At 57.6% G+C, this 26,407-nt stretch carries 25 protein-coding genes; 20 read left to right on the top strand and 5 right to left on the bottom strand.

Translation table 11 applies throughout. The features are described from left to right. The first annotated feature begins 7 nt into the window (after positions 1-7). Genes hisD through argE form a run of 3 tightly spaced genes read left to right on the top strand, consistent with a single transcriptional unit; the run spans position 8 to position 3,631 of the window. Positions 8-1,330: a histidinol dehydrogenase gene (hisD, locus tag THISIDRAFT_RS12800; RefSeq protein ID WP_006787525.1), complete on the top strand. Its 1,323-nt coding sequence runs from the start codon at positions 8-10 to the stop codon at positions 1,328-1,330. After that, entirely contained in the window at positions 1,317-2,423 is a 1,107-nt protein-coding gene (gene hisC / locus THISIDRAFT_RS12795) for a histidinol-phosphate transaminase (RefSeq protein ID WP_006787524.1), read from the top strand. The genes hisD and hisC overlap by 14 nt, the downstream gene beginning before the upstream one ends. A 50-nt stretch (positions 2,424-2,473) precedes the next feature. After that, a complete protein-coding gene (gene argE, locus THISIDRAFT_RS12790) occupies positions 2,474-3,631 on the top strand; it encodes an acetylornithine deacetylase (protein ID WP_006787523.1) in 1,158 nt (385 codons plus the stop codon). Here the strand turns inward: argE and THISIDRAFT_RS12785 are convergent. After that, a complete protein-coding gene (locus tag THISIDRAFT_RS12785) occupies positions 3,590-4,615 on the bottom strand; it encodes a GGDEF domain-containing protein (protein ID WP_006787522.1) in 1,026 nt (341 codons plus the stop codon). The genes argE and THISIDRAFT_RS12785 overlap by 42 nt on opposite strands. A gap of 164 nt (positions 4,616-4,779) precedes the next feature. Beyond that, complete coding sequence (locus tag THISIDRAFT_RS12780; protein ID WP_217159206.1) at positions 4,780-5,958, bottom strand: GGDEF domain-containing protein; 1,179 nt, start codon at positions 5,956-5,958, stop codon at positions 4,780-4,782. 303 nt (positions 5,959-6,261) lie between these two features. Here THISIDRAFT_RS12780 and THISIDRAFT_RS12775 point away from each other — a divergent pair, with 303 nt between their 5' ends. From THISIDRAFT_RS12775 to rsgA, 9 genes are all read left to right on the top strand, one after another. Next, entirely contained in the window at positions 6,262-9,288 is a 3,027-nt protein-coding gene (locus THISIDRAFT_RS12775; RefSeq protein WP_006787520.1) for a type I restriction endonuclease subunit R, read from the top strand. Positions 9,289-9,305: 17 nt separating this feature from the next. Next, positions 9,306-9,479: a hypothetical protein gene (locus THISIDRAFT_RS12770; RefSeq protein WP_006787519.1), complete on the top strand. Its 174-nt coding sequence runs from the start codon at positions 9,306-9,308 to the stop codon at positions 9,477-9,479. Then, entirely contained in the window at positions 9,476-10,759 is a 1,284-nt protein-coding gene (locus tag THISIDRAFT_RS12765; RefSeq protein ID WP_006787518.1) for a restriction endonuclease subunit S, read from the top strand. The genes THISIDRAFT_RS12770 and THISIDRAFT_RS12765 overlap by 4 nt, the downstream gene beginning before the upstream one ends. Next, entirely contained in the window at positions 10,756-10,974 is a 219-nt protein-coding gene (locus THISIDRAFT_RS12760) for a hypothetical protein (RefSeq protein ID WP_006787517.1), read from the top strand. Before THISIDRAFT_RS12765 ends, THISIDRAFT_RS12760 begins: the two co-directional genes overlap by 4 nt. Continuing rightward, positions 10,971-11,363, top strand: a complete 393-nt coding sequence (locus tag THISIDRAFT_RS12755; protein WP_006787516.1) for a type II toxin-antitoxin system VapC family toxin — start codon at positions 10,971-10,973, stop codon at positions 11,361-11,363. The genes THISIDRAFT_RS12760 and THISIDRAFT_RS12755 overlap by 4 nt, the downstream gene beginning before the upstream one ends. A 107-nt stretch (positions 11,364-11,470) precedes the next feature. Continuing rightward, positions 11,471-11,659 carry a hypothetical protein gene (locus tag THISIDRAFT_RS12750; protein ID WP_006787514.1) on the top strand — a complete coding sequence of 63 codons (189 nt, stop codon included), beginning with the start codon at positions 11,471-11,473 and terminating at the stop codon, positions 11,657-11,659. Next, complete coding sequence (locus THISIDRAFT_RS12745) at positions 11,649-11,894, top strand: type II toxin-antitoxin system RelE family toxin (RefSeq protein ID WP_006787513.1); 246 nt, start codon at positions 11,649-11,651, stop codon at positions 11,892-11,894. Before THISIDRAFT_RS12750 ends, THISIDRAFT_RS12745 begins: the two co-directional genes overlap by 11 nt. Next, entirely contained in the window at positions 11,891-13,495 is a 1,605-nt protein-coding gene (locus THISIDRAFT_RS12740) for a type I restriction-modification system subunit M (protein ID WP_006787512.1), read from the top strand. Before THISIDRAFT_RS12745 ends, THISIDRAFT_RS12740 begins: the two co-directional genes overlap by 4 nt. 58 nt (positions 13,496-13,553) lie before the next feature. Beyond that, positions 13,554-14,483 carry a ribosome small subunit-dependent GTPase A gene (gene rsgA, locus THISIDRAFT_RS12735; protein WP_006787511.1) on the top strand — a complete coding sequence of 310 codons (930 nt, stop codon included), beginning with the start codon at positions 13,554-13,556 and terminating at the stop codon, positions 14,481-14,483. On the opposite strand, the gene rsxC is transcribed toward rsgA, so the two are convergent. Genes rsxC through crtD form a run of 3 tightly spaced genes read right to left on the bottom strand, consistent with a single transcriptional unit; the run spans position 14,425 to position 18,372 of the window. Continuing rightward, on the bottom strand, positions 14,425-15,942 hold the full coding sequence (rsxC, locus tag THISIDRAFT_RS12730; RefSeq protein WP_159098521.1) for an electron transport complex subunit RsxC: 1,518 nt from the start codon (positions 15,940-15,942) through the stop codon (positions 14,425-14,427). The genes rsgA and rsxC overlap by 59 nt on opposite strands. 28 nt (positions 15,943-15,970) lie before the next feature. Further along, positions 15,971-16,849 carry a carotenoid 1,2-hydratase gene (locus THISIDRAFT_RS12725; RefSeq protein WP_006787509.1) on the bottom strand — a complete coding sequence of 293 codons (879 nt, stop codon included), beginning with the start codon at positions 16,847-16,849 and terminating at the stop codon, positions 15,971-15,973. A gap of 26 nt (positions 16,850-16,875) precedes the next feature. Then, the gene (crtD, locus tag THISIDRAFT_RS12720; protein ID WP_006787508.1) at positions 16,876-18,372 is read right to left on the bottom strand and encodes a 1-hydroxycarotenoid 3,4-desaturase CrtD; all 1,497 of its coding nucleotides are present in this window, start codon (positions 18,370-18,372) and stop codon (positions 16,876-16,878) included. 326 nt (positions 18,373-18,698) lie between these two features. Here crtD and THISIDRAFT_RS12715 point away from each other — a divergent pair, with 326 nt between their 5' ends. From THISIDRAFT_RS12715 to pufA, 8 genes are all read left to right on the top strand, one after another. After that, positions 18,699-19,556: a polyprenyl synthetase family protein gene (locus THISIDRAFT_RS12715; protein WP_006787507.1), complete on the top strand. Its 858-nt coding sequence runs from the start codon at positions 18,699-18,701 to the stop codon at positions 19,554-19,556. Next, positions 19,557-20,699, top strand: coding sequence for an acetylserotonin O-methyltransferase (locus THISIDRAFT_RS12710; RefSeq protein ID WP_246585398.1), 1,143 nt, complete (start codon positions 19,557-19,559; stop codon positions 20,697-20,699). It begins immediately after the preceding gene. 186 nt (positions 20,700-20,885) lie between these two features. Then, the gene (bchC, locus tag THISIDRAFT_RS12705) at positions 20,886-21,863 is read left to right on the top strand and encodes a chlorophyll synthesis pathway protein BchC (RefSeq protein ID WP_006787505.1); all 978 of its coding nucleotides are present in this window, start codon (positions 20,886-20,888) and stop codon (positions 21,861-21,863) included. Next, positions 21,864-22,808: a chlorophyllide a reductase iron protein subunit X gene (locus THISIDRAFT_RS12700; RefSeq protein WP_006787504.1), complete on the top strand. Its 945-nt coding sequence runs from the start codon at positions 21,864-21,866 to the stop codon at positions 22,806-22,808. Between the two features lie 18 nt (positions 22,809-22,826). Then, positions 22,827-24,230, top strand: a complete 1,404-nt coding sequence (bchY, locus tag THISIDRAFT_RS12695) for a chlorophyllide a reductase subunit Y (protein WP_006787503.1) — start codon at positions 22,827-22,829, stop codon at positions 24,228-24,230. Next, positions 24,227-25,669: a chlorophyllide a reductase subunit Z gene (gene bchZ / locus THISIDRAFT_RS12690; RefSeq protein ID WP_040852319.1), complete on the top strand. Its 1,443-nt coding sequence runs from the start codon at positions 24,227-24,229 to the stop codon at positions 25,667-25,669. The genes bchY and bchZ overlap by 4 nt, the downstream gene beginning before the upstream one ends. 159 nt (positions 25,670-25,828) lie before the next feature. Then, the gene (pufB, locus tag THISIDRAFT_RS12685) at positions 25,829-26,068 is read left to right on the top strand and encodes a light-harvesting antenna LH1, beta subunit (protein WP_006787501.1); all 240 of its coding nucleotides are present in this window, start codon (positions 25,829-25,831) and stop codon (positions 26,066-26,068) included. Between the two features lie 17 nt (positions 26,069-26,085). Further along, the gene (gene pufA / locus THISIDRAFT_RS12680; RefSeq protein ID WP_006787500.1) at positions 26,086-26,217 is read left to right on the top strand and encodes a light-harvesting antenna LH1, alpha subunit; all 132 of its coding nucleotides are present in this window, start codon (positions 26,086-26,088) and stop codon (positions 26,215-26,217) included. Positions 26,218-26,407 lie beyond the last annotated feature (190 nt).

Here is a 26,407-nt window from a genome sequence, read left to right as displayed (position 1 = left end):
CGAGATCATGCCTGATATCGTCCGCTTAAGTTCCCGCCAGTCTGATTTTCGCCAACGCTTAGATACCCTGCTTGCCTGGGATTCGGTCTCTGATGAGGGCGTGTTTAATACCGTCAAGGATATTCTGAAAACCGTCCGGCGTGAGGGGGATCAGGCGGTGGTGGAATACACCAATCGCTTTGATCGTATGTCGACTAGTTCGCTGGCGGAGCTGGAGATTTCCCATGAGCGCCTGTCGGAGGCGCGGCGTAATATTCCGGCGGCGCAGCTTGAGGCCATTGAGCTGGCGGCTGAGCGGATTCGCGTTTATGCAGAAAAGCAGCGGCTGGCGTCCTGGTCCTATACCGAGGCGGATGGCACTTTGCTGGGGCAGCAGGTGGCGCCGCTGGATCGGGTGGGGATGTATGTGCCCGGTGGCAAGGCGGCTTATCCGTCGTCGGTGTTGATGAATGCGATTCCTGCCAAGGTGGCGGGGGTGCCGGAGCTGATTATGGTGGTGCCAACGCCCGATGGCGAGATTAACGATATGGTGATGGCGGCAGCGGATGTGGCGGATGTGGATCGGGTGTTTGCCATTGGCGGGGCGCAGGCGATTGCGGCGCTGGCCTATGGCACGCAGACCATTCCGCAGGTGGATAAAATCGTTGGGCCGGGCAATATCTATGTCGCCACGGCCAAGCGGATGGTGTTTGGCACGGTGGGCATTGATATGGTGGCCGGGCCGTCGGAGATTTTGGTGATCTGTGATGGCCAAACTGATCCGGCATGGATTGCCGCTGATCTGTTTTCGCAGGCGGAACATGATGAGGATGCGCAGGCGATTTTAGTGTCTCCCGATGAGGCTTTTTTGGATGCGGTGGCGGCGGCGATGGATACCCTGCTTGAGGATATTCCACGCGCTGAGATTATCCGCGCCTCGCTGTCTTTGCGCGGGGCCTTGATTCATGTGCAGGATATGGATGAGGCGGTGGAGTTAGCCAATTATATTGCGCCGGAGCATCTGGAGTTATCGGTGGATAATCCGCAGGCGCTGGCGCCACGCATCCGTCATGCCGGGGCGATTTTCATGGGGCGTTATACCTGTGAGGCGCTGGGCGATTATTGCGCCGGGCCTAATCATGTGTTGCCGACCTCGCGCACGGCGCGTTTTTCCTCGCCGCTGGGGGTTTATGATTTTCAAAAGCGTACCACCCTGGTACATGCCAGCGCCCAGGGCGCGGATACTCTGGGGCGCACGGCGGCCATTCTGGCACGCGGCGAGGGTCTGATTGCCCACGCCCGTTCGGCGGAATATCGCTTGATGCAGGACGATGCCCGTGACGACGCCTAAGACCGCGCTGGAGAACGCGCTGGAGAACGCGCTGACGCGCTGGATCAAGCCGCTGGTGCGCACGATCAGCGCCTATCCGGTGCCTGACAGTACCGGCATGATCAAACTGGATGCGATGGAAAATCCCTATCACTGGCCAGAACCGTTGACCGAGCAGTGGCTGGCGCGCCTGCGTGAGGTGAGCGTCAATCGTTATCCAGATCCTCGGGCCAGTGCGTTGCTTGAGCGGGTGCGCCGTCATGCTCAGGTGCCCCAGGGGCAGTCGATCATGCTGGGCAATGGCTCGGATGAATTGATCCAGATCCTGCTGCTGGCGCTGGCCCAGCCGGGGCAGTGTGTGCTGGCACCGGAGCCAGGCTTTGTGATGTATCGGATGATTGCCGGGTTTACCGGGCTTGAGTATGTGGGGGTGCCGCTGCGCGAGGATTTCTCGCTGGATATGCCGGCGATGCTGGCCGCCATTGAGCATCATCAGCCGGCGGTGATGTTTATTGCCTATCCGAATAATCCGACGGGTAACTGTTTTGCGCGTGCCGATATTGAGCGCTTGCTGGAGGTTGCGCCGGGGCTGGTGGTGCTGGATGAGGCTTATGCCCCCTTTGCCCGCGACAGCTTCATGGCTGATTTGCCCGCGCATCCGCAGCTTTTGGTGATGCGCACGGTGTCCAAGCAAGGGCTGGCAGGGCTGCGTTTGGGCTATCTGTGTGGCGATCCGGCCTGGATCAGTGAATTTGACAAGGTGCGCCTGCCGTATAATATCAATGTCCTGACCCAGATCAGCGTCAGCTTTGCTTTGGAGCATGAGGACGTTTTTGCCGCCCAGGCACAGGCCATTTGCCGCGACCGCGAGCAGGTCTTTGCAGCCTTGTCTGCGATGCCGGGTATCACACCCTTTCCCAGTGAGGCCAACTTTATCCTGTTGCGCACGCCCAGCGGGCAGGCCACCTCAATCTTCAATGCCCTGCGCGAACGGCGGATTTTAATTAAAAATCTCGCCCCAGCGGGCGGTTTGCTGCACGATTGCCTGCGCGTCACCATCGGGACACCGGATGAAAACCGCGCCTTTTTAGCCGCGCTGGCAGATTGCCTGTAGGCAACCCACGCCGTTACAAACCCTTTTGCTGTCTGATAGAGAGCAGCCTCATGTCCACACTTCCTGATCTGCACACACTCCTGCGGCGGCTGATTGAGATTCCCTCCGTCAGCAGTGTCAGCCCTGCCTTTGATCAGTCCAATCTGCCGCTGATTGAGGTTCTGGCGGAGTTTTGCCAAAGCGCCGGCTTTGAGGTCAGCATTCAACCTTTGCCGGGGCGGCCCGGTAAGGCCAATCTGGTGGCAACCCTGGGGCATGGCGAAGAGGGTCTGCTATTGGCGGGGCACACCGACACAGTGCCCTGCGATCCGGCATTGTGGGATAGTGATCCCTTCTGCCTGACGGAGCGCGACGGCAAGCTGTACGGGTTAGGCACCAGCGACATGAAAAGCTTTTTTGCCCTGGCACTGGAAGCGGTGCGGGGTATCAAGGCTGAAGATCTGCATCGTCCCTTGATATTGTTAGCCACCGCCGATGAAGAAAGCTCCATGGAAGGCGCCAAGCTGCTGAGCAGCATCGCCCCTTTACCGGCCCGCTATGCGGTCATTGGCGAGCCGACCAACCTGATTCCGGTACGGATGCACAAAGGCATTCTGATGGAAGGCATCCGCCTGACCGGGCGCTCCGGACATTCGAGCAACCCCGCACTGGGCATCAATGCCCTGGAAGGGATGTATGCCGTGATCGGGGAGCTACTCGCCTGGCGTGACACGCTGCAAAAACACCATCACCATCCCTTGTTCAGCGTCCCCCATCCCACGCTCAACCTCGGCCATATCCACGGCGGAGACAATCCCAATCGCATTTGCGGCCAGTGTGAATTGCATATTGATCTGCGCCCGCTGCCCGGCATGGCGCTGGATGAACTGCGTCACACCCTGCGCGAACGCCTGGCGCCGATTGCCCAGCGCCACGGCCTTGGATTGGAGCTGTTTAGCCTGTTTGAAGGGATTGCGGCGATGGAAACCCCGGCGGATTCGCATCTGGTGACGAGCCTGGAAGCCTTGACCGGCGAAAAAGCCCAGGCGGTGGCCTTTGGCACCGAAGCGCCTTATCTGCACGCCTTGGGCATGGATGTGGTCATCTGCGGCCCCGGCGATATCGCCCAGGCTCATCAGCACAACGAATATCTCGCCGTGGAGCGCCTGGCGCCAACCGTGACACTGTTACGCGCGCTGATCCAGCGCTTTTGCGGCACCGCTGGATAGATCCGCGCCGCATTCGCGCTGGCTCACCGTTGTGGTATCGGGATGCGCTTTGGCCACAAAATCGCCCGTATACGATGCCATTCTGGCCTGATTGCGCCCGGCGGTTTTGGCGGCGTACATGGCCGCATCAGCGCGCTGGAACAAGTCAATGCAACTGTCTTGTAATTCGCACAGGGCTACGCCGACGCTGGCGGATAAGGCCAGTTGTGTGCCGTCTTCGAGGATGACTTCACAATCGCGTACCGCCTGGCAGAAGCGTTCTGCGGCGAGCTGTGCCTGTTCAGCGTCGGTGTTGGGGATCAAGACGACAAATTCCTCGCCGCCATAACGAAACAGGCTATCGCTTTTGCGGGTGGCTTTTTGCAGGGCTTGGGCAACGGTTCTTAAGACCAGATCCCCGGTGAGGTGGCCATATTCGTCGTTAATACGCTTGAAGTGATCCAGATCAATGACGACCAGGGCGGTGCTTGGGCCGCCCCGGCGAAACTGGGCCAGCTCTTTGTTGACCAGGGTTTCCATCGCCAGGCGGTTGGAAAGCCCAGTCAAGACATCGGTTTGCGCGGCCAGCAACGCCCGGCGATACCACAAGGCGTTACGAATCGGGTACGCCAATACCGCCAAAAACTCCTCCAGCAGGCTCAATTCAGCCTCACGGAATTTGCGCCCCCGCAAAAACCGCAATTCCCCCAATGACTCGTTTTCCAGGCTCAGCCGATAACTGCAACTGTGGCGGGAGATGCGACCTTGAGACAGGTGCAGGCCGCTGTCTTGATGGCTAAAGGTCAGACCATCGTGGGGGATGGCGTAGCCAACCGTTTGCGAAAACAGATCCAGCAGCTTTTCAATCTCCAGCGTGGTTTGCAAACGCAAGGCCAGTGCGGTTGGCGTCAGTAAAGCATGGTTTAATGTATTGAGCTCTTGGGGGAAAGCGCCGGCAGTTGCCACAGAGGTCAAAAGCTGCGGGCTTGTGGAGTTATGGTTCATTGCGCAGACCTCAAATGAAGATTTAGTATGTTGACGGGTCTGATGCGAGTTCTGTGCCAATTTAACTTTATTGTTTAATCTTTTGATTGTAAAAGACTTGATTTTTATACGAGTCAAAATATTGATGCGCGGGCGGGTTTGGATAAACGCCACGCGGGCGGGTGTCAAAATTGCGGCAAGGTGCAGCTTTCGGCAGTGCTCTCGCTGGCAATAACGCGATTGCGTCCGCTATTTTTAGCCAGGTATAGGGCTTGATCGGCGCGGGCCAAGGTCTGGTCGATGGTTTCATGCGGCTGCCATTGCGCGACGCCGATGCTGGTGGTTAGCGGGATATATCCTTGCGGGCTTTGCAGACGGATGGCGGCGACACCTTGACGCAGGTGTTCGGCGATGGCCAACGCCTCATTGAGCGTGGTTTGCGGGAGCATCACGCTGAATTCCTCCCCGCCGATCCGGGCGAAGTGGTCGTCAGGGCGCAGCAGGGCCTGAATGGTCCGGCTGAAGCAGCGCAGCGCCTCATCGCCATTGGCATGACCAAAGCGGTCGTTAATACACTTGAAATGATCAATGTCAAAAATCAGCACGCTGACCGCGCGGCCTTGTTGAGCCGCGCTTTTCAGTAGGTGTTCGGCATGATGAAAAAATGCCCGACGGTTGGCGATGCCGGTGAGCATATCGGTGGTGGAGAGGCGTATCAGCGCATGCAGCGTGGCGAATTGTTCGCGGCGCATCAGATCTTCGCGATGAGCCACCGCCAGAATCATCAAAACGACGCCGCTGACAAACAGACCACTCATAAAGATCTGCGCATCAGTGGCCACGCCTTGGCTGTCTAGCGCAACCAGCCAGGTGGACACCAGGATCAGGGGCGTGAGCAGCAGGCGGGTGGTGAAGGTGTTAGGCAGCAGCAGCAAAAACACCAGGCCGATGAAGGCAAACTGGGTGACATTGCCCACCACGGAACCATGGTCAGTTTTGTATAGCAAGGTAATCAGCAGGGTACAGAGGGTGGCCAGTATGCCGGTGGCCGGGGCGATGCGCATCAGGCTTGCCGGGCGGTAACAGGCGATAATGCCCAAAATGATCAGGCCGCCGATAAAGAAGCTGCGCACCGCCAAGACCGCATGCAATTGCCCACCGCTTAAGCGTTCGATATCCAGCGGAGCGATGGCGGCGGCCATGAGGATAATCAGACCAAGGATAATCAGATAGGTGCGCAAAAATCCGGCAATGCGTAGCTTGCAATAGGTATTTTCGACCTGCTGATCTACAAAACGGGCGCGCAGGCGCCGGATCTCGGCAATCTCGGGGATGGGCAGTTGCGACAATGGGTTTTTTGGCACGGGGGGGTCCATGGTACGGCGCAAGGCCGCCTAATCGTGTTTATCGCGAGTGCATGGCGGGCACTCTATCCCAGAGGCAGCGCATTGTACCAGAAGCGCGGGGACATTTAAGGAACGCTCAACGCAAGACAGGATAAAATGCGCTGCTTTGTATTTTAAAGACTTCTGCATTACGGCAAAAGATGATTTAAGCTATTTGTTTTTTATGGGATAAAATTCAAATAGCCGCATGTTGTAGCATGGAAAACCTAAGCACACAAAAAATCCAGACGCATTACCCCAACATCACGAGAAGGTCACAGGATGACTCTGACAGAAAGCCAGATTGAACAAACGCTGATCGCCAAGCTTCAGGAGCTGAAATACACCTACCGCCCCGATATCCGCGACAAAGCCGCGCTGGAGGCCAACTTTCGCGTCCAGTTCGAGGCGCTGAACCAGGTCAGCCTCACCGATACCGAGTTCGCCCGGCTGCGCGATAAGATCATCTGCGCCGATGTCTTCCAGGCCGCCAGACAGCTGCGCGAGATCGGCTATTTTCAGCGCGAGGACGGCTCGGCGCTGCATTACATGCTGGTCAAACTCAAAGATTGGTGCAAAAACCATTTCGAGGTCATCCATCAGCTGCGCATCAACACCGACAGCAGCCACCACCGCTACGATGTCATCCTGCTGCTCAACGGCCTGCCGCTGGTACAAATCGAGCTGAAGACCCTGGAGATTACCCCGCGCCGCGCCATGGAGCAGATCGTTGATTACAAGAACGACCCCGGCAACGGCTACACCAACAGCGTGCTCTGCTTCATGCAGTTGTTCATCGTCAGCAACCGCAACAATACCTACTACTTCGCCAACAACCACAGCCAGCATTTCGCCTTCAACGCTGACGAGCGCTTTTTACCTATCTATCAGTGGGCGGATCAGAACAACCGCAAGATCACCCATCTGAACGACTTCGCCGAGGCTTTCTTGGCGAAATGCGCCCTTGGGCAGATGCTCAGTCGTTACATGGTGCTGGTTGCCAGCGAACAGAAGCTGCTGATCATGCGGCCTTATCAGATCTACGCCGTGCAGGCCATTGTGGACTGCATCCATCAGAATCGCGGCAACGGCTATATCTGGCACACCACCGGCAGCGGCAAAACCCTGACCAGTTTCAAAGCCTCCACCCTGCTCAAGGACAACCCCGACATCGAGAAATGCCTGTTCGTGGTGGATCGCAAAGACCTCGACCGCCAGACCCGGCTCGAATTCAACAAATTCCAAGAAGGCTGCGTTGAGGAGAACACCAACACCGAGACCCTGGTGCGCCGCCTGCTCTCCGAGGACTACGCCGACAAGGTGATTGTCACCACCATTCAAAAGCTCGGCCTGGCGCTGGATGAATCCAGCAAGAAAGCCTTGCAGCACAAGGAGAAAGGCAAGCAGACCTACAAGGAACGCCTGGCCCCGCTGCGCGACAAGCGCCTGGTGATCATCTTCGACGAGTGCCACCGCTCGCAGTTTGGCGAGAACCATCAGGCCATCAAGGCGTTCTTTCCCAAGGCGCAACTGTTCGGTTTCACCGGCACGCCGATCTTTGAAGAAAACGCCAGCCACACCCAGATTGACGGCACACAGGGCACCTTCAAGACCACCGAGGATATTTTTCAACAGCAGCTGCACGCCTACACCATCACCCACGCCATTGATGACCGCAATGTGCTGCGCTTTCATATCGAGTATTACAAGCCCGAAGTCAGGACCGAGGGCGAGTCTGCGGCCACGCCCAAGCCCAACCAGGCGCTGACCCAGCGCGCCATCGCCGAGGCGATTCTTACCAAGCACGACGCCGCCACCAACCAGCGTCGCTTTAATGCCCTGTTTGCCACCGGCTCAATTAACGAGGCCATCGCTTACTACGACCTGTTCAAGCAGCTTCAGGCCGAGCGCAAAACACAAACCCCGGATTATCACCCGCTCAACATCGCCTGCGTTTTCTCGCCGCCCGCTGAGGGCAACCGCGATGTCAAGCAGCTTCAGGAAGACCTGCCGCAAGAAAAGGCCGACAACCAGCAGGAGCCCGAGCACAAAAAAGCCGCGCTGCAAGCCATCATCAACGACTACAATGCTCAATACGGCACCAACCACAGCTTGAGCGAGTTTGATCTCTATTATCAGGACGTGCAGACCCGCATCAAGGATCAGCAGTACTCCAAAAAAGACGTGCCGCATCGCCTCAAGATCGACATCACCCTCGTCGTCGATATGCTGCTGACCGGCTTTGATTCCAAATACCTCAACACCCTCTATGTCGATAAAAACCTCAAGCACCACGGTCTGATTCAAGCCTTCTCGCGCACCAACCGGGTGCTCAACGACACCAAGCCGCACGGGCAGATTCTCGACTTCCGCGCCCAAGAGCAGGCTGTTGATGCCGCCATCGCGCTGTTTTCCGGCGAAAACACCCACCGCTCGCGCGACATCTGGCTGGCCGATTCCGCGCCCACCGTCATCCAAAAGTTCGAGGCCGCCGTGCAAAAGCTCGAACAGTTCATGGCCGCCCACAACCAGCCCTTCACCCCCGCAGCGGTCAACAACCTCAAGGGCGACATCGCCCGCGCTGAGTTCATCGAATGCTTCAAGGCGGTGCAAAGGATCAAGACCGATCTGAATCAATACACCGACTTAAGCGACGCCCAGCGCGAACAGATCGAGCAATGCCTGCCCACCGAGATTGATCGCGGCTTCAAGGGCATATACATAGAGATCGCCCAGCGGCTGCGCAAAAAGCAGGGCAAGACCGGCAACGACGGCGCCCTTCCGCCGGAGATCGACCAACTCGACTTCGAGTTCGTGCTGTTCTCCTCGGCACTGATTGATTACGACTACATCATGGGCCTGATTGCCCAATATCGTCAGGAGGCACCGGGCAAGGAAACCATGACCCGCGAGCAGATCGTCAATCTGCTCTGCGCCCACAGCAACCTGATGGACGAGCGCGAGGACATCATCGCCTACATCGACACCCTGAACGTCGGCAAGGGCCACGGCGGTATTGAGGAGATCAAAGGCGAGTATCAGGTGTTCAAGACAAACAAAAGCCGCGAAGAACTCACCGCCATCGCTGAGCGACACGGCCTTGACGCCGACGCGCTGCACAGCTTTTTTGAGGAGATTATCGAGCGGGGGAGATTCGACAGCGAGCAACTGAGCGAGCTGTTCGCTCCGCAAGATCTCGGCTGGAAGGCACGCGGCAAGGCCGAGACAGCCTTAATGGTAGAATTAGTCCCGGTGCTCAAGAAGCAAGCCGGGGCACGCGAGATTTCGGGATTAGCAGCATATGAATAACAAGGGGAAATCGAGATATGCACAATGAATTTGTCTACGCCATGACGGAAAGCTTCGTGTGGGGCCACGACATCGCCGACCATTTTGCCGATGTCGGGAAAATGGTCGAACTCGGCTCCGGCAGTCAACGCGAGATCAGCGACATCATGCTGACGTGCTACGCCTGCTATGACGGGTTGGAGGATCAATGAGCGAGAAAAAAGGATTGGTGCCGAGGTTGCGGTTTCCCGAGTTTCGGGAGGCGGGGGAGTGGGAGGAGAAGCCGCTTGAAGGAATTGGTGAATTTACTGGCGGCGGGACGCCAAGTAGAAGCAATGACTCTTTTTGGAAAGGAAATATTCCATGGGTTTCGAGTTCTGACATATCAGAAGACTCGATCCATGAAATTAAAATCAGCCGATTCATCACTCCTGAAGCTCTGAAAAACTCAGCTACAAAGCTAGTGCCCAAGAACAGTATTCTTCTTGTGTCTCGTGTTGGGGTTGGAAAACTTGCGATAACGAAATCTTCTGTTTGCACAAGTCAAGACTTTACCAATTTGACACCGTGGAACGATAATCTTGAATTTCTTGGCTATTTGCTTGCGTCAAACAGAAGTGTACTGGAAAGCTTTGGCCAAGGCATGGCTATTAAAGGCTTTACAAAAGAAGACATTTCAAAACTCGCGGTCTACCTACCAAACCTAAAAGAACAACGCAAAATCGCCGCCTGCCTTTCCTCCCTCGACGCCCTGATCACCGCGCAGGCGGACAAACTCGACGCCCTCAAGACCCACAAGAAAGGGCTGATGCAGCAGCTCTTCCCCCGCGAGGGCGAAACCGTCCCCCGCCTGCGCTTTCCCGAGTTTCGGGAGGCTGGGGAGTGGGAGGAAACTACGTTAGGCCAACATCTTTCAAGACAGCCTGAGTATGGAATCAATGCGCCAGCGGTGGCATACCACGAAAAACTTCCTGTCTATCTCCGGATAACTGACATTTCTGACGATGGGCAGATCCGTCAAGATCAAAAGGTATCTGTTGCCAAGAATGTAACCGACCAGAATTATCTGGAGGAAGGCGATATCGTACTTGCTAGAACTGGCGCGAGTGTTGGTAAAGCTTACAAGTACAGAAAAAAAGATGGCAGGTTGGTTTTTGCTGGATTCTTGATTCGGATAAGACCGGACGAAAATAAACTCGATTCCGAATTATTGTATCAATTCCTTTCAACCGAAAAATATTGGCGCTGGGTTGCCTTTATCTCTGCTCGTAGCGGCCAGCCTGGAATAAACGGAAAAGAATATGCATCCTTACCTTTTCAGATACCACCTACATTAGACGAACAACAAAAAATCGCCGCCTGCCTCTCCTCCCTCGACACCCTCATCACCGCCCAAGCCGACAAACTCGACGCCCTCAAATTGCACAAAAAAGGGCTGATGCAACAACTTTTTCCGGTGGCATCCGCCACCGAAGAGGAACCGACGCCATGACCATCGAACAACTGATTCCTTCGGTGAATTCGCTGTCTCATGCGGAAAAAATCCGCTTGATGCAGATTGTTCTTGAACAACTTGTGCAGGATGATGGCACCACTGAGCGAGCACGGGAACGCTTTGACCCTAAACGCTTTTATGGTCTAGCACACCAGTCACGGCAAGCCGTAGATCAGTACCTGGCCGAAGCGCGCGAAGGTTGGCGTGAATGACTCATCTTTTCGATACTAATATCGTCATCTATTACTTCAACGGTCTGACCGCCGATGAAACCCTGCATCAGCGTCTGGCCGAGAGTTTCAACATCTCCGCCATCACCAAGATCGAGTTCTTGGGATGGAGCGGATTTGCCAGCGATCCTCGGCTCTACAACCAGGCGCAAGCCTTTCTCAGCCATGCTCAAGTGTTCGCGCTCTCCGAGGCAATCATTGAGCAGACGATTCGCTTGCGGCAGCAGTTTAAAACCAAAACCCCGGACGCCATCATCGCCGCGACGGCGCTCGTTCATGATTTAACAGTGGTGACTCATAATACGAGCGATTTTGAGCGCCTTGGACTCAATACCGAGAGAGTGACCCTGAAGCCGAGTCTTGAACAATGACCCAAGAACAACTGAACCAACTCGGCAAAACCCTAAAAACCCACAAAAAAGGGCGGATGCAGACGCTTTTTCCGGTTGTATCCGTCACCGAAGAGGAATAATTCATAATGCATCAGATCACAATCAACATCAAAGACGATCAGTTAGCCAAACAGGTTCTGTGGTGGCTTGAGCACTTCAAGGAGGATGGCCTGGAGATCATCTCTGTCGAAGACCTTGAAGACTTGAAGGCGCTTCACGCGACGCGCCGAGAGGCGTCAGTGCCGTTTGAGGATTACTTATCCCATGCGGATTGAATTGCGCAAGAGCGCGATCAAGGATCTGCAACGGATTGACAAGCACCAAAAACAACGCCTGCATGAGGCGATCAAGACGTTAGTCGATTTTCCAGATGTACCTAATCTGAAACGATTGACGAATTTCGAGCCGGCCTATCGGCTTAGGATTGGCGATTATCGCGTTTTATTCGATATCGACGGCGAGACTATCCTGATTGGCCGGGTTCTTCACCGAAGAGAAAGCTATCGATGACCCAAGAACAACTGAGCCAACTCGGCAAAACCCTCTGGAGCATCGCTGATGATCTGCGCGGCGCGATGAATGCCGACGATTTCCGCGATTACATGCTGTCGTTTCTGTTTCTGCGCTACCTCTCCGACAACTACGAGGCCGCCGCGCAAAATGAACTCAAGGGGGACTACCCCACGCCCGCCGCCGACGACCGCCGCGCCCCGCTCGCGCTCTGGTATGCCGACAATGCCGCTGATGTGCCCGAGTTTGAGGCGCATATACGGCGCAAGATTCACTATGTTATCCACCCGGACTATCTTTGGAGCAGTCTGTACGAGCGCGCCCGCACCCAGGACAATGCGTTGCTGCAAACCCTGGAGCGCGGCTTTAAGTACATCGAGAACGAATCCTTTTCCAGCACCTTTCAGGGTCTGTTTTCCGAGATTAACCTGAACTCCGAAAAACTCGGGCGCACTCCCGCCGAGCGCAATAAAAAGCTCTGCACCATCCTCACCAGGATCGCCGAGGGTATCGCTGAGTTTTCCACCGACAGCGACATTTTGGGCGATGCCTATGAGTATTTGATCGGCCAGTTTGCCGCTGGCTCTGGCAAGAAGGCCGGGGAGTTCTACACCCCGCAGACGCTCTCCACCATCCTCTCGCGCATCGTCACCCTCGACAGCCAGGACCCCTCCACCGGCAAGAAGCAGCGCCTGAAATCTGTGCTTGATTTCGCCTGCGGCTCCGGCTCCCTGCTGCTCAACGTCCGCCAGCAGATGGGGCCGCATGGCATCGGCATGATCTACGGGCAGGAGAAAAACATCACCACCTATAACCTGGCGCGCATGAACATGCTGCTGCACGGGTTGAAAGACAGCGAGTTCAGCATCTACCACGGCGACACCCTCACCAATGACTGGCCGCTGCTTAGCGAGATGAACCCGGCCAAGAAGCTGAAATGCGATGCGGTGGTCGCCAATCCACCCTTCAGCTACCGCTGGGAGCCCAACGAGGCGCTGGGCGAGGACTTCCGCTTCAAGAGCCACGGTCTAGCCCCGAAATCCGCTGCCGACTTCGCCTTTCTGTTGCATGGCTTCCACTTCCTCAGCGACGAAGGCACGATGGCCATCATCCTGCCCCACGGCGTGCTGTTCCGGGGCGGGGTCGAGTCGCGCATCCGCACCAAGTTACTCAAAGACGGCCACATCGACACCGTCATCGGCCTGCCGCCCAACCTGTTCTTCTCCACCGGCATCCCGGTCTGCATCCTGGTGCTGAAGAAATGCAAAAAGCCCGACGACGTGCTGTTCATCAACGCCGCCGAGCACTTCGAGAAAGGCAAGCGCCAGAACTTCCTCAAGCCCGAGCACATCGACAAGATCGTCGCGACCTACCAGCACCGCCAGGAAGAAGAACGCTATTCCCGCCGGGTGAGCATGGAGGAGATCGAGAAGAACGACTACAACCTGAACATCTCCCGCTATGTCAGCACCGCCAAGGCCGAGGAGGACATCGACCTGGAAGCGGTACATGCGCGGCTGGGGGAGATCGAAAAGCGCATGGCTGAGGCAGCAAACCAGCATAACCAGTATCTGAAACAGCTAAATCTGCCGCCGGTGTGAGCGCGGATTACCGGGCGCATGGCACCAGAGACGCTGGAGCATTTAATTTGGAGCATTTGTGATTCCTTTGAAAAAAGATCTTTTGGTGCCTTCGTCGGCGGATGGTGCGTTGTCTGGGCGGATTGTGCAGCGTTTTGGCGCGCAGGTTTTGGTGGAGGATGCGCAGGGCGGCTTGTATCGGTGTACCTTGCGGCGGCGCTTGCAGGATGCAGTCTGTGGGGATGGCGTGGCCTGGACGCACGATGCGGCGCGGCGCGGCCATGTGGTGACGGCGATTGCGCCGCGCCGTAATCTGTTACAGCGTGCCGATGCACGGGGGCAGCTCAAGGGCATTGCCGCGAACCTGAGTCAATTGGTGATTGTTCTGGCGCCACGCCCTGCGCCCAATCCTTTGCTGTTGGATCGTTATCTGATCGCGGCGGAAAATCTGCCGGCACAGGCGCTGCTGGTGCTTAATAAATGTGATTTGTGTAGTGCGGATGATGCGGCGTTGGCGTTGCTGGATGAATATGCGGCCTTGGGCTATGCCATCGTGCAAACCAGCACGCTCAAGGGCACGGGGATTGACACACTGGCCGCCCGCATAGGCGAGGGTACGGCGGTGTGTGTGGGGCAGTCGGGGGTTGGTAAGTCGTCGCTGGTGCAGGCCTTGATTCCGGGGCTGGAGATCCGCATTGGTGCCTTGTCGGCCTTGAGCGGCGAAGGGCAACATACCACCACCAGTGCCGCCTTATATCATCTGCCGCAGGGCGGGTCTTTGATTGATTCGCCGGGCCTGCGTGATTTTATTCCGCAAGGGCTGGATAAGGCGGCCTTGCAACAGGGCTTTGTGGAAATTCGCGCCCTGGCCGGGGAGTGTCGCTTTCATAATTGTTTGCATCTTCATGAGCCGGGCTGTGCGGTGCAGGCGGCGGTTGCCCGTGGGCAGATCAATGCGCGTCGCTATGCGCATTATCGGACGCTTTTGACGCAGGAGGCGATGGCTTAGGAGTTGGGGTCTTGCGCTTGGCGCGGCGCTGGGCCTTGAGCTGGGCCTCGCGCTGCAGGCGTTGCTGACGGTGTTCGTAGCGTTGCCGGGCCTCGGCGGCGCTGCGGCGCTCTTGCTGCTGCGTGCGAATGCTGTGTTTGGCGAAGCGATAATACTGCACCAAAGGGATATGGCTGGGGCAGACGTAGGCACAGCAGCCGCATTCAATGCAGTCAAACAGGTGGTAATCCTCCAGTGCCGCAAAATCCTGAGCTTTGGCGAACCAGTAAAGCTGTTGCGGCAGCAGCTGTGCTGGGCAAACCGGCTGACAGGCCCCGCAGCGGATACAGGCCTGTGCAGGCCGAGGGTGGCCCAGTTCCTCTTTGCCAGGCACGAGGATGCAGTTGCTGGTTTTGATGATCGGCAGCTGATCATGCGCCAAGGCAAAGCCCATCATCGGCCCGCCCTGAATCAGGCGCGGTGCGCGTTCCCGATAACCGCCAGCGGCGGCTATCAGGGCGCTCACCGGGGTGCCGATAGCGACCTGAAAATTACCCGGCTGGCGGACGCCGTGCCCGCTGACGGTGACGATGCGCGAGATCAGCGGCTGGCCTGCATAGACGGCCTGGGCAATGGCGGCGAGGGTGCCGACATTATGGCAACCCACGCCGCTATGGGCGGGTAAACGTCCACTGGGAACCATGCGCCCGGTGAGGGTGTAGATGAGCTGGCGTTCACCGCCGGCGGGGTAGCGGGTGGGGATGGTGATAATGTCGATGTGTTCTGTCGGCCATTGCGTGCGCGCCTGATGCATGGCTGCCAGCGCCTGGGGCTTGTTGTCTTCGATGCCCACGAGGATGCGCGCAGCGCCGAGCAGATGGCGTATCAGACGGGCGCCCTGCAAGATGGCTTCGGGCTGGGTGCGCATCAGCAGATCGTCGCAGCTGATGTATGGCTCACATTCGGCGCCGTTGACAATCAGGGTGTCAATGACCAGCCCCTCTGGGGGGTGATTTTTGCGGTCTGTGGGAAAGCCGGCCCCGCCCAGACCGACAATCCCCGCCTCGCGCATCCGTTCACGCAGCCGCGCGTTGGGCTGGTTGAACGGGTTTTCAATGGGGAGTAAGGGGGACGGGGTGCGCTGATGCAGGCCATCCGCTTGCAGGATCAGGCCGGGAGCACGCAGTCCCGAGGGGTGCGGCACGGCCATTTCGACCTGCCCCTCAATCCAGCCGGACGTGGGGGCGTGCAGATGGGCGCCAAGGGGATCTTCGCAGCGCGCCAGCAGCTGCTCCCGATAAACGTAGTCACCCATTGTTACCACCGGCGTGGCCGCTGCACCGATGTGCTGGCGCAGCGGCAGATACAAGTGTGTGGACAGTGGCGTGGATTGTAGCGGTGTGTGTGTGCTGAGCGCTTTACGATCTGGCAGTATCAGGCCGCCGGGGAAATGCCATGTTTTGGGGTGCGCGGTTGGCACGGCACGGCGCCACACGCGGCGCAGTGCCTCACTCCACACGCGGCATCCGAAAGGGCATCAGGGAGCGTACCCATTTTTTGCTGTAGCGATCCAGATCCAGGCTTTCATGCATCGCGGTGACGGGCTCGCCAAAGAGCTGTGAATGTACCATGGAGCGGGCATAAAACGGCGTATCTTCAAAGGTTTTGGCAATCCTGGGCTGATGGCCCTCATCGGCTTGCATGTTGCGCCCCGCCCGCCAGATCGGGCCGCTGGGCAAGGGGTGGGCAGGCGGCGGCGGTAGTTGGGTCAGCCCGCTGTCAGGGTGGTATTTCAAGGCCAGGGCAAAGGCTTCGCCATTGCGTCGGGTGATGTCGTACAAAATCGCCGTGCCGTCTTTAAGCTCGGCGCGTGACCAGTCCCAGCGGGTGAAGCCCTGCTCAATCGACTCATCGCCCCAGTTACTGTCCAGATAACCCGGCCCACTCCAGTGCAATTCTGGGCTGTTCAGCGCCACCTCCACCCGCGCACAGGGGGCCACCGGGCGCCAGTGATGACGCTGCGCCGCATCCAGGCTAAAGCTTTGCGGATTGAAGGCTTGCGGATAAACCCGCACCTGTCCCCGGATTTTTGAGGGAACGGGCACGGTGACTTCGTTGATGTCAATGAGCAAGGCGCCATCCTGCCAGCATAACTGGCTGGGGCCAATGCGTAGAAAATCACGGCCGCGCTCAACCGATGAACGGCCTCGGTCGGTCAAGGCCCAGCGTTTGCCATTCGGGCCATAAAGGGCAACATTGAGCGCGCAATGATTCAGCGGGTCAAGCTCACCGCGTGCCCGAGAACGGGCGTAATACGGGGAAAACACGCTTCCCAGCATGGCAATCAGGATGATGCCAAAGCGATGGTCTTCGCTGAAGGCATCCACATACCACCAGAGATAGCCCCCCGGCGTTATCGCTTGGTCGAAAGCAGGTCTTTGATCAAAATCTGTGCCGCCAGGCGTCCCGACATCGCGGCCATCGGAATGCCCGGCCCTGGGTGTGTGCTCCCCCCCGCCAGATACAGCCTCGGGATGCGCGTTTTGGCAGCAGGGCGCGTGAAGGAGGCCCGCCAGCCGTGGGAGGCCTGACCATACAGGGCGCCCCCGGTCGCCGGAAAAAGCTGGTTGAAGTCGCTGGGGGTACTCAGTACGCTCGTCTCGGGATGAAGGGTCAGGCCACAGCGCTGAAGCAGGGCAAAGGTCGTTTCTTGGCATGATGCAATCTCATTGGGGGCGAAGGGGCGTTGATCACCGATAGCGGGCGCATTGACCAGACATAGCAGGCGCTCAGGGCTGGCTGGATTGAGGTGTTCATGATCATCGCGATCCTGTGCGCAAATATACACAGTGGGGGTTTGCGGGAGCTTGTGCTGGTTGAAAATGGCGTCAAATTCGTCCTGATACTGATCGGAAAAAAACACATTGTGCCGCAGCAAGGGCATTCCTTCACAGCGCGCCAGCAGACTCCAGGTCAGGGCCGAGAGCGAACGCATTCGCACCGGGATGGGGGACACGGCAGACTGTACGGAGGCGCCAAAAAGACCAGCCGCCAGGGCGGCAGGGTCCGCATTGACCACCACCGCATCGGCATATACGGACTCACCATCGGCCAGGCGCACACCCTGCGCACGTCCGTTTTTTAGCAAAATCTCGGCGACGTGGCAATTGTAACGCAGGCTGACGCCCTGCTGTTGCGCAAGGGTTGCGAGCGCCTGAGCCATGCGGTGCATTCCGCCTTGCGGCAGCCAGACGCCGTTTTGCTCCACATGCGCGACCAGCATCAGAGTGGCCGGGGCTGCAAAGGGCGAAGAGCCGCAGTAGGTGGCATAACGCCCAAACAGTTGGCGCAGGCGCGGGTTTTGGAAAAACTCCCCGAGGCTTTGCCAGAGGATGCTAAAGGGATTGATGCGCCACAGATCACTTAACCCACTCAGCCCGGCATCCTTCATCAGTGTCAAGGGGCTGGGTTTGAGGGTGCGAATGAATGAGTGTTCCAGGGTTTGATAGATGGAGCGCGCCCGTTCGCTGAAGGCCAGAAAGCCTTGCGCCTCTTTAGCCCCGGCAAAATTCGCAATGGCATCATGCGAGCGGGCCAGATCGGCAAACAGGTCCAGCTGTTGGCCATCCGCCCAGGCATGACGGGCGAGGGTTTCAACCGGCTGCAGATCAATATAATCTGCAAGCTGCGCCCCGGCCTCGGCAAAAATCTCTTCAAATACCCAGCGCATGGTAAATACCGTTGGGCCGGCATCGATGGCATGGTCGGCGAGACGAACCTCACGCATTTTCCCGCCGGGGGTGGCCGCGCGCTCAAGCAGCGTGACCTCAAAGCCTTGCGAGGCCAGCTCAAGGGCGCTCACTAAGCCTCCCATGCCCGCCCCAATCACAATCACACGATGTGTCGGCATGCATTGATCCTGATCATTGGTCCTGAAATTTTTGATGTAACGCCACCGGGGTACGCATTGATGATCTGCAATGATCTACGCCTGCTTCCCGACGGACTTGCTGTTTGCGCCAATCTTCGGCAAGCCAGGCCAAGGTGTGCTTGACTCCTTATCCGTGCAATGTCTATTCTACATGACTCAAATCGGCATTAAGCAAGTCGTGTGCTCAATAAAAGGCGCTTTTGTCTTTGCCTTGCGTGATTTAACGTGATGGTGTTGACCGAGTTGCCGGGCTTTTTTATCGTTAAATCAAATCTCTTTGGGAGCTAAACAACGTGGACCCCTTGATGCGTATCGAACAGGCCCTCATTGAGGCGTTGGCCTATGAACAAGGGCCGCATTGTCCGCCCCAATTGGCTGCTGCCATCCGATATGCCGTGTTTCCGGGTGGGGCGCGGGTGCGTCCAAGTCTGGCTTTAGCGGTTGCACAGGCCTGCGGTGAGGATGATCCGCGCTTGGCGGCCATGGCGGCGGCGAGCGTGGAAATCATGCACTGCGCCTCCCTGATTCATGATGATCTCCCCTGTTTTGATAATGCCTGCATTCGCCGTGGCAAACCCTCCGTGCATGTCGCCTTTGGTGAGCGCATTGCGGTATTGGCCGGTGATGCCTTGATTGTGTTGCCCTTTCAGGCCCTGGCGCGGGCGGCCACGGATTCGCCGCAGCGTCTGCCGGCTTTGATCGCGATTGTGGGTCGTGCGGTCGGCCTGCCCAGCGGCATCATCCCCGGACAGGCCTGGGAATGCGAGTCAGAGATTGTGCTGGCCGATTATCAGCGCGCCAAAACCGGCGCCTTGTTTGCCGCTGCGACGATGGCGGGTGCGGCTGCAGCGGGTGCAGAACATGAACCCTGGCGGACGCTGGGTGAGTGCTTGGGCGAGGCTTATCAGGTTGCTGATGATATTCTCGATGCCACCGCCACCGAGGCTGATATTGGCAAACCCGGCGGGCGTGATGCGGCCCTGGGGCGACCCAGTGCTGCCAATGAGCTGGGCTTGTCCGGTGCCAAGACCCGCCTGCGGACGCTGTTGGCCGAGGCCATTGAATCCATCCCTCCCTGCCCCGGCCAGGCTGAGCTCCGGGCCTCTTTTGCCAAGGAAGCCGAGCAGTTTCTGCCCAAGGCCTTGGCGCGGTTTGCCGCCTGAGTGTCGCGTATTGCCTTATTTGCCATGAGCCTATTTGATCATTTCTTTGCTGCCCGTGACCGCTGGTTGAGCAATGCGCGCTTTCGCCGCTTTGCCGCCGCCTTCCCCTTGACCCGCCCGCTGGCGCGCCACCATGCCCGCGCCTTATTCGATGTATGCGCGGGCTTTGTGTATTCCCAGACCCTGCTCGCCTGTGTGCGCCTGCGTCTGTTTGAACATTTGTCCCAGCATGGCCCGCAAAGCCCGGCGGAGCTGGCCAGCCGTTTTGCCTTATCGGAGGAGGCGATGCTGCGCCTGTTGCGGGCCGCCGCCTCGCTCAAGCTGGTGCAGGCGCGCAGTGGCGGGCGTTATGGTCTGGGTCGCCTGGGTGCGGCGATGATTGATAATCAGGGCATCATGGCGATGGTAGAGCACCATGCGCTGCTCTACCATGATTTGCGTGACCCGCTGGCCCTACTGCGTGGTGAGCAGGAGCAAACGGGCCTGGGACAGTACTGGCCCTATGCGACGACGGATCAACCCTCCAGCCTGCAGGCGGAAAAAATCGCCGCTTACACCGAGCTGATGGCTGCCTCGCAGCCGATGGTCGCCCAAGAGGTCTTGAATGTTTATTCCTTCAAGCGGCATCGCTGCTTGCTGGACGTGGGTGGGGGCGATGGTACCTTTTTGCGGGCGGTGGCTGCACAGGCCCCGCAGCTGCGCTTGATGCTGTTTGATTTGCCCGCCGTGGCGCAGCAGGCCAAAGCGCGCTTTAATGATGCCGGGCTTGCCGAGCGCGTGCAGGTATTTGGCGGCAGCGCCTTGTCGGATACCTTGCCCCAGGGGGCGGATATTATCTCTCTGGTACGGGTGATTCATGACCATGAAGATGAGGTGGCACTGGCCTTTTTGCGCGCTGCGCGTGCGGCCTTGCCCGATGATGGGGTCTTGTTGCTGGCCGAACCAATGGCGGGTACCAGCGGTGCAGAGCCGATCAGCGATGCTTATTTTGGCTTTTATCTCCTGGCGATGGGAACCGGTCGGGCACGTACCCCCACCGAGCTTCAAGCGCTGCTGATTGCCGCAGGCTTTGAGCGCTTTCGCATTTTAGCCACCCACACGCCCCTATTGACGCGCGTCATGCTGGCGCATCCAGCCCGCTGAGATCAGCGGCGGCGAGCTAAGCGACATTAAGCGGCATGATGCCTGATGTATTTGAAGCGCGTTTCTGCCGTTGGCGGTGGGACTGCGCTTGCAGGGACATACAGGGCGTCGCTACAATGCCACGCCTAAGATCGACGACCCGCATATCGGTGTGTCCATCACCCGTATTTTTATCTGGAGACTGCCTTGTCTGCTGCAACATTTGATCCAAATCTGAGCCTGAGCGCCACCGCTGTTGTGCTGGAGCGTCCTGAATCCCTGGTGGTCAAGACCCTGGATCTGACACCGCCGGGCGCTGAAGATGCGGTGGTGGATATTCACTACAGTGGTATCAGTACGGGCACGGAGCGTTTGCTGTGGATGGGGCGCATGCCGAGTTTCCCCGGCATGGGCTACCCGCTGGTGCCAGGCTATGAGTCTGTCGGCAAAGTCATCTGGGCAGGCGCAGATTCCGGGCGTTGTGTCGATGAATTTGTGTTTGTGCCTGGGGCGCGCTGTTATGGTGAGGTTAACGGTTTGTTTGGCGGGGCGGCCTCGCGGGTGGTGATACCCGGCGTGCGTCTGGTTCCGATCAGTGAATCCCTGGGCGAGCAGGCGGTTTTGCTGGCCCTGGCGGCTACCGCGTATCATGCTGTTTTCCACCTGAGCGAGGACTTGGGTAAAACCCTGGTGGTCGGGCATGGCGTGTTGGGACGCTTGCTGGCGCGCATCATTGTTGCCAAAAAAGGCCCGCACAGCGTTACAGTCTGGGAGCGTAACCCCGAACGCGCCAGTGGTGCATTGGGCTATACTGTGCTTGATCCGGACGCCGATGATTGCAAGCAGTATAAAACTATCCTTGATGTCAGCGGCGATTCCACCATACTGGATACCCTGATTGCCCATCTGGCACCGCAAGGCGAGGTGGTGCTGGCCGGTTTTTATAGTCAGCCCTTGTCGTTTCATTTCCCCCCGGCCTTCATGCGCGAAGCGCGTTTGCGGGTGGCCGCCGAATGGCGTGAGACCGATATCAAGGCCGTCAAAGCGCTGCTTGCCGACGAAAGCCTTTCGCTGGAAGGCTTGATTACGCACCGGATGCCCATTGACAAGGCAGATCGTGCCTATCGTACGGCCTTTGGCGACCCGGCCTGTTTGAAAATGATCTTAGACTGGAGAAGCATGTAAATGACCCTGAGCTCCCAGGATGCGCAGGCTGCATCGGCAAAAGAGACCCAGATTATCGCTATTTATGGCAAGGGAGGTATTGGCAAAAGTTTTACCTTGGCCAATCTGTCATATACCTTGGCCCAGCAGGGCAAAAAAGTATTGCTGATCGGCTGTGATCCAAAAAGTGATACCACCTCATTGCTGTTCGGCGGGCGTGCCTGCCCGACCATCATTGAAACCTCGGCCAGAAAAAAGCTCGCTGGGGAAGAAGTGACCATCAGCGATGTGTGCTTCAAGCGTGACGGCGTTTTCGCCATGGAACTCGGTGGTCCGGAAGTCGGGCGTGGCTGTGGTGGGCGCGGCATTATTCACGGCTTTGAGTTATTGGAAAAACTGGGCTTCAATGAATGGGGCTTTGACTACGTTTTGCTGGATTTTCTCGGCGATGTGGTCTGTGGCGGCTTTGGCTTACCGATTTCGCGCGATATGTGCCAGAAGGTGATTGTGGTCGGTTCTAATGACCTGCAATCGCTGTATGTGGTGAATAATGTCTGCTCGGCGGTGGAATATTTCCGTAAGCTGGGCGGCAATGTCGGCGTCGCCGGTATGGTGATCAATAAAGACGATGGCACGGGCGAGGCGCAAACTTTCGCCGCCCAGGTAGGGATTCCCGTACTGGCGACCATTCCGGCCAACGAAGAAATCCGGCGCAAAAGCGCCAGCTATCAGATTGTCAGTGGCGCAGACAGTGCCTGGGCGCCGTTGTTTAATCAGCTGGCAGAAAACGTCACCACCGCCCCGCCGATGCACCCCACGGCCCTGAGCCAGGACGCCTTGTTAGGGCTGTTTGCCGGGGATGCCGTAGGGCGTGATGTGGTGTTAGAGCCTGCCACCCTCGAAGATATGTGTGGTCAGACCGTGACCAAGAAGCCTTCGCTTGAAGTGATTTACGACGACGCGTAACACGCACTGGATCCCGGCATGACTGAATCAAATCCCTCCTGTCCCCAGGGACCTCATGATCGCCCGCAAACCATGTGCCCGGCCTTTGGTGCCTTGCGCGTGGGGCTACGGATGCGGCGCACCGCCAGCGTGCTGTGTGGCTCGGCCTGCTGCGTGTATGGCCTGAGTTTTACCTCGCATTTTTATGGTGCCCGGCGCACTGTGGGCTATGTGCCCTTTGATTCCGAAACCCTGGTGACCGGCAAGGTCTTTGAAGATATCCGCGCCGCAGTGGAAACACTGGCCGACCCGGAACGCTATGATGCCATTGCCATCATGAACCTGTGCGTGCCGACGGCCTCCGGGGTGCCGCTGCAGTTATTGCCCAAGGAAATCAATGGGGTGCGCGTCATTGGTCTGGATGTGCCGGGGTTTGGTGTGCCCACCCATGCTGAGGCAAAAGACCTGCTGGCCGCCACCATGCTGCGTTATGCGCGCAATGAAGCCGAACAGGGGCCGGTGCAGGCCCCTCGCGGCGGGCGTAGTGCCAAGCCGACAGTGACCTTACTGGGTGAGATGTTCCCGGCAGACCCGATGAGCATCGGCATGATGCTTGAGCCGCTGGGGTTAGCCTGTGGGCCGGTGGTGCCGACGCGGGAGTGGCGCGAGCTGTATGCCGCGCTTGATTGCGCCGCCGTAGCGGCGATTCACCCGTTTTATACCGCCAGTGTGCGTGAGTTTAATCTGGCCGGTCGCGAGGTGATTGGTTCTGCGCCGGTCGGTTACGAGGGCACCGCAGGCTGGCTGGAAGGGATTGGCACCTTGTGCGGGATCACCAGAGATACCATTGACGCCGCCAAGAACCAGTTTTTGCCGGCCATCAAGGGCGTTTTGGCACAAACCCCGATCAAGGGGCGCATCACCGTGTCCGGCTATGAAGGCTCGGAGCTGTTGGTTGCACGCCTGCTGCTTGAAAGTGGCGCAGAGGTGCCTTATGTGGGCAGCGCTTGTGGGCGTACCCCGTGGTCAGATGCGGATCGCCAATGGCTACAAGCCAAAGGCGTGCGGGTGCAGTTTCGTGCCTCCCTGGAACAAGATATTGAGGCCGTGCGCGAATTCAAGCCCGACCTGGCCATAGGAACCACGCCGGTGGTGCAAAAGGCCAAAGAGATGGCCATTCCTGCTTTGTATTTTACCAACCTGATTTCTGCCCGCCCGCTGATGGGGGTTGCCGGGGCCGGTTCACTGGCGCAGGTAATCAATACAGCCTTGAATAATAAAGCGCGTTTTGATGTGATGAGATCTTTTTTTGAAGGCGCCGGAACCGGCTATGCCGCCGGTATCTGGGAAGACATTCCACACGACCGTCCGCAATTCCGTCAGCGTTATGCACAGCGCACCTTGCATCGCATCAATGTATTGCCTGGCAAGGAGGGCTGCTGATGTTGCTGGATTTAGATCGCGCCGGCGGCTATTGGGGCGCCGTGTATGTTTTCAGCGCCGTCAAGGGCCTGCAGGTCATCATTGACGGGCCGGTGGGCTGTGAAAACCTGCCGGTGACCTCGGTATTGCATTATACCGATGCCCTGCCGCCGCATGAGCTGCCCATTGTCGTCACCGGCCTGGGTGAAGAAGAGCTGGGCCAACTGGGTACGGAGCAGGCGATGGAGCGGGCGCATCGCACACTGGATCCGGATTTGCCCTCCGTGGTGGTCACCGGCTCCATTGCCGAGATGATCGGTGGTGGTGTGGTACCTGAAGGCACCAATATTTTGCGTTTTTTACCGCGCACTATTGACGAAGATCAATGGCAAAGCGCGGATCGCGCCTTATTCTGGTTATGGCGTGAATTTGGTCTGAAAGCGGCCCAGCGTAGCCCAAAAAGCCCGCGTGCCGTCGATCAAAAACCCCGCGTGAATATCATTGGCCCAAGCTATGGCTATTTTAATAGCGCCTCGGATCTGGCCGAAATTCGCCGGCTGGTCGAGGGTATCGGGGCTGAGGTCAATCTGGTGTTCCCGCTGGGTACGCATCTGGCCGATATCCCCAAGCTTGCCGATGCGGATGTCAATATCTGCATGTACCGTGAATTTGGGCGCCAGCTCTGCGAAGCCCTGGATCGCCCCTATTTGCAAGCGCCGATTGGTCTGCATAGCACCACTCAATTCTTAAAAAAATTGGGTGAATTACTAAAACTTGATCCAGACCCCTTTATTGAACGTGAAAAACATACGACTATAAAGCCTATTTGGGATCTCTGGCGTTCGGTGACCCAGGATTTCTTTGGCACCGCCAGTTTTGCCATCGTGGCCAGCGAAACACATGCTCGCGGGATTCGCCATTTTCTCGAACAGGAAATGGGCTTCCCCTGCACTTTCAGCTTTATGCGCAGCCCCGGTGTCAAGCTCGATAACGCACAGGTGCGCCGTGCCGTGCATGAAAAAACGCCGCTGGTATTGTTTGGCAGCTATAATGAGCGCATGTATCTGGCCGAGATCGGCGGGCGGGCGATGTATATCCCGGTGTCTTTTCCCGGGGCGATTATTCGCCGCCATACCGGAACCCCCTTTATGGGCTATGCCGGGGCGACCTATATCGTGCAAGAGGTATGCAATGCCTTGTTTGATGCCTTATTCAACATCTTGCCGTTAGGCACAGACTTAGATAAAGTTGAGGCCACCCGCGCCCGACTCCATCGGGAGCTGCCGTGGGAGGATGAAGCAAGACTGGCGCTGGATCGAATCGTCAATGCCTACCCGGTATTGATTCGTATCTCCGCCGCCAAACGTCTGCGGGATCAGGCGGAAAAACTGGCCCAGGAAAGTGGCGCCGAAATGGTTACGCAACACCATGTAGAGCAGGCCAAGAGGGTTCTGAGCTAAAGCCCGGCAGGTGTTGTAATATAGAATTATCTGCCCGATTTACGGGGGGTAAGCCAGCGCAGCGGCTCAATGCCGTTGCGCTGAGCGGCTGCGCTGTCAAGGCGCAGCTATTTGAGTTGGTGTAAATCTAAAAAAACCTTAAATCTTGGAGGTTATAAAATGGCTGATAAATCAGTAACGGGTCTGACAGAAGACGAAGCGCTTGAGTTCCACGGCATTTTCATGATGAGCTTTGCTGCCTTCATTTTGGTGGCCATCGTGGCCCACTTCCTGGCATGGTCCTGGCGCCCCTGGATTCCTGGTCCAGAAGGCTATTCCTGGCAGGTTGGCATGATCGTTGATCAGGCCAAAGTGCTGGCACAAACCTATGTTCCTTTTGCATTCACCAACTTGGGTTAATTGAGGAGTAGCGCATCATGTATAAAATGTGGCAGACCTTTAATCCACGCGGCACCTTGACTGCTCTGTTTGCTTTCCTGACCCTGCTGGCATTCATCATCCATTTTATCGTGCTCAGCACAGAGAACTTCAACTGGCTGGCTCAGTAATCGTTAGAACCTACGCGTTCTGATTGACTGGTATGCAGATCAAGCCATCGCTTGCACCACAAGTGTATGTCTTGGTTTGGCTGAGCCAGGGGGTGAAGGAGCGGACGAATTCCGTGAGTATTGCCTGGATTCGTCCGCTGCTTTGAGTGCTGCGGGGGGGTGTTAAGAAAACACCTTCCGATCAGAGGAT

The organism is Thiorhodospira sibirica ATCC 700588, assembly GCF_000227725.2.
Classification (GTDB): Bacteria; Pseudomonadota; Gammaproteobacteria; order Ectothiorhodospirales; family Ectothiorhodospiraceae; genus Thiorhodospira; species Thiorhodospira sibirica.
This window is presented reverse-complemented; position numbering and strand designations above follow the sequence as displayed.

Excerpts from the sequence above, each read along its gene's own strand:
- THISIDRAFT_RS12775 (WP_006787520.1), top strand. The coding sequence starts at position 6,262 with ATGACTCTGACAGAAAGCCAGATTGAACAAACGCTGATCGCCAAGCTT.
- THISIDRAFT_RS12755 (WP_006787516.1), top strand. The coding sequence starts at position 10,971 with ATGACTCATCTTTTCGATACTAATATCGTCATCTATTACTTCAACGGT.
- THISIDRAFT_RS12760 (WP_006787517.1), top strand. The coding sequence starts at position 10,756 with ATGACCATCGAACAACTGATTCCTTCGGTGAATTCGCTGTCTCATGCG.
- THISIDRAFT_RS12715 (WP_006787507.1), top strand. The coding sequence starts at position 18,699 with ATGCGTATCGAACAGGCCCTCATTGAGGCGTTGGCCTATGAACAAGGG.
- THISIDRAFT_RS12750 (WP_006787514.1), top strand. The coding sequence starts at position 11,471 with ATGCATCAGATCACAATCAACATCAAAGACGATCAGTTAGCCAAACAG.
- THISIDRAFT_RS12740 (WP_006787512.1), top strand. The coding sequence starts at position 11,891 with ATGACCCAAGAACAACTGAGCCAACTCGGCAAAACCCTCTGGAGCATC.
- pufB (WP_006787501.1), top strand. The coding sequence starts at position 25,829 with ATGGCTGATAAATCAGTAACGGGTCTGACAGAAGACGAAGCGCTTGAG.
- crtD (WP_006787508.1), bottom strand. The coding sequence starts at position 18,372 with ATGCCGACACATCGTGTGATTGTGATTGGGGCGGGCATGGGAGGCTTA.
- THISIDRAFT_RS12785 (WP_006787522.1), bottom strand. The coding sequence starts at position 4,615 with ATGAACCATAACTCCACAAGCCCGCAGCTTTTGACCTCTGTGGCAACT.
- THISIDRAFT_RS12700 (WP_006787504.1), top strand. The coding sequence starts at position 21,864 with ATGACCCTGAGCTCCCAGGATGCGCAGGCTGCATCGGCAAAAGAGACC.
- THISIDRAFT_RS12765 (WP_006787518.1), top strand. The coding sequence starts at position 9,476 with ATGAGCGAGAAAAAAGGATTGGTGCCGAGGTTGCGGTTTCCCGAGTTT.
- hisD (WP_006787525.1), top strand. The coding sequence starts at position 8 with ATGCCTGATATCGTCCGCTTAAGTTCCCGCCAGTCTGATTTTCGCCAA.
- argE (WP_006787523.1), top strand. The coding sequence starts at position 2,474 with ATGTCCACACTTCCTGATCTGCACACACTCCTGCGGCGGCTGATTGAG.
- THISIDRAFT_RS12745 (WP_006787513.1), top strand. The coding sequence starts at position 11,649 with ATGCGGATTGAATTGCGCAAGAGCGCGATCAAGGATCTGCAACGGATT.
- THISIDRAFT_RS12770 (WP_006787519.1), top strand. The coding sequence starts at position 9,306 with ATGCACAATGAATTTGTCTACGCCATGACGGAAAGCTTCGTGTGGGGC.
- pufA (WP_006787500.1), top strand. The coding sequence starts at position 26,086 with ATGTATAAAATGTGGCAGACCTTTAATCCACGCGGCACCTTGACTGCT.
- bchY (WP_006787503.1), top strand. The coding sequence starts at position 22,827 with ATGACTGAATCAAATCCCTCCTGTCCCCAGGGACCTCATGATCGCCCG.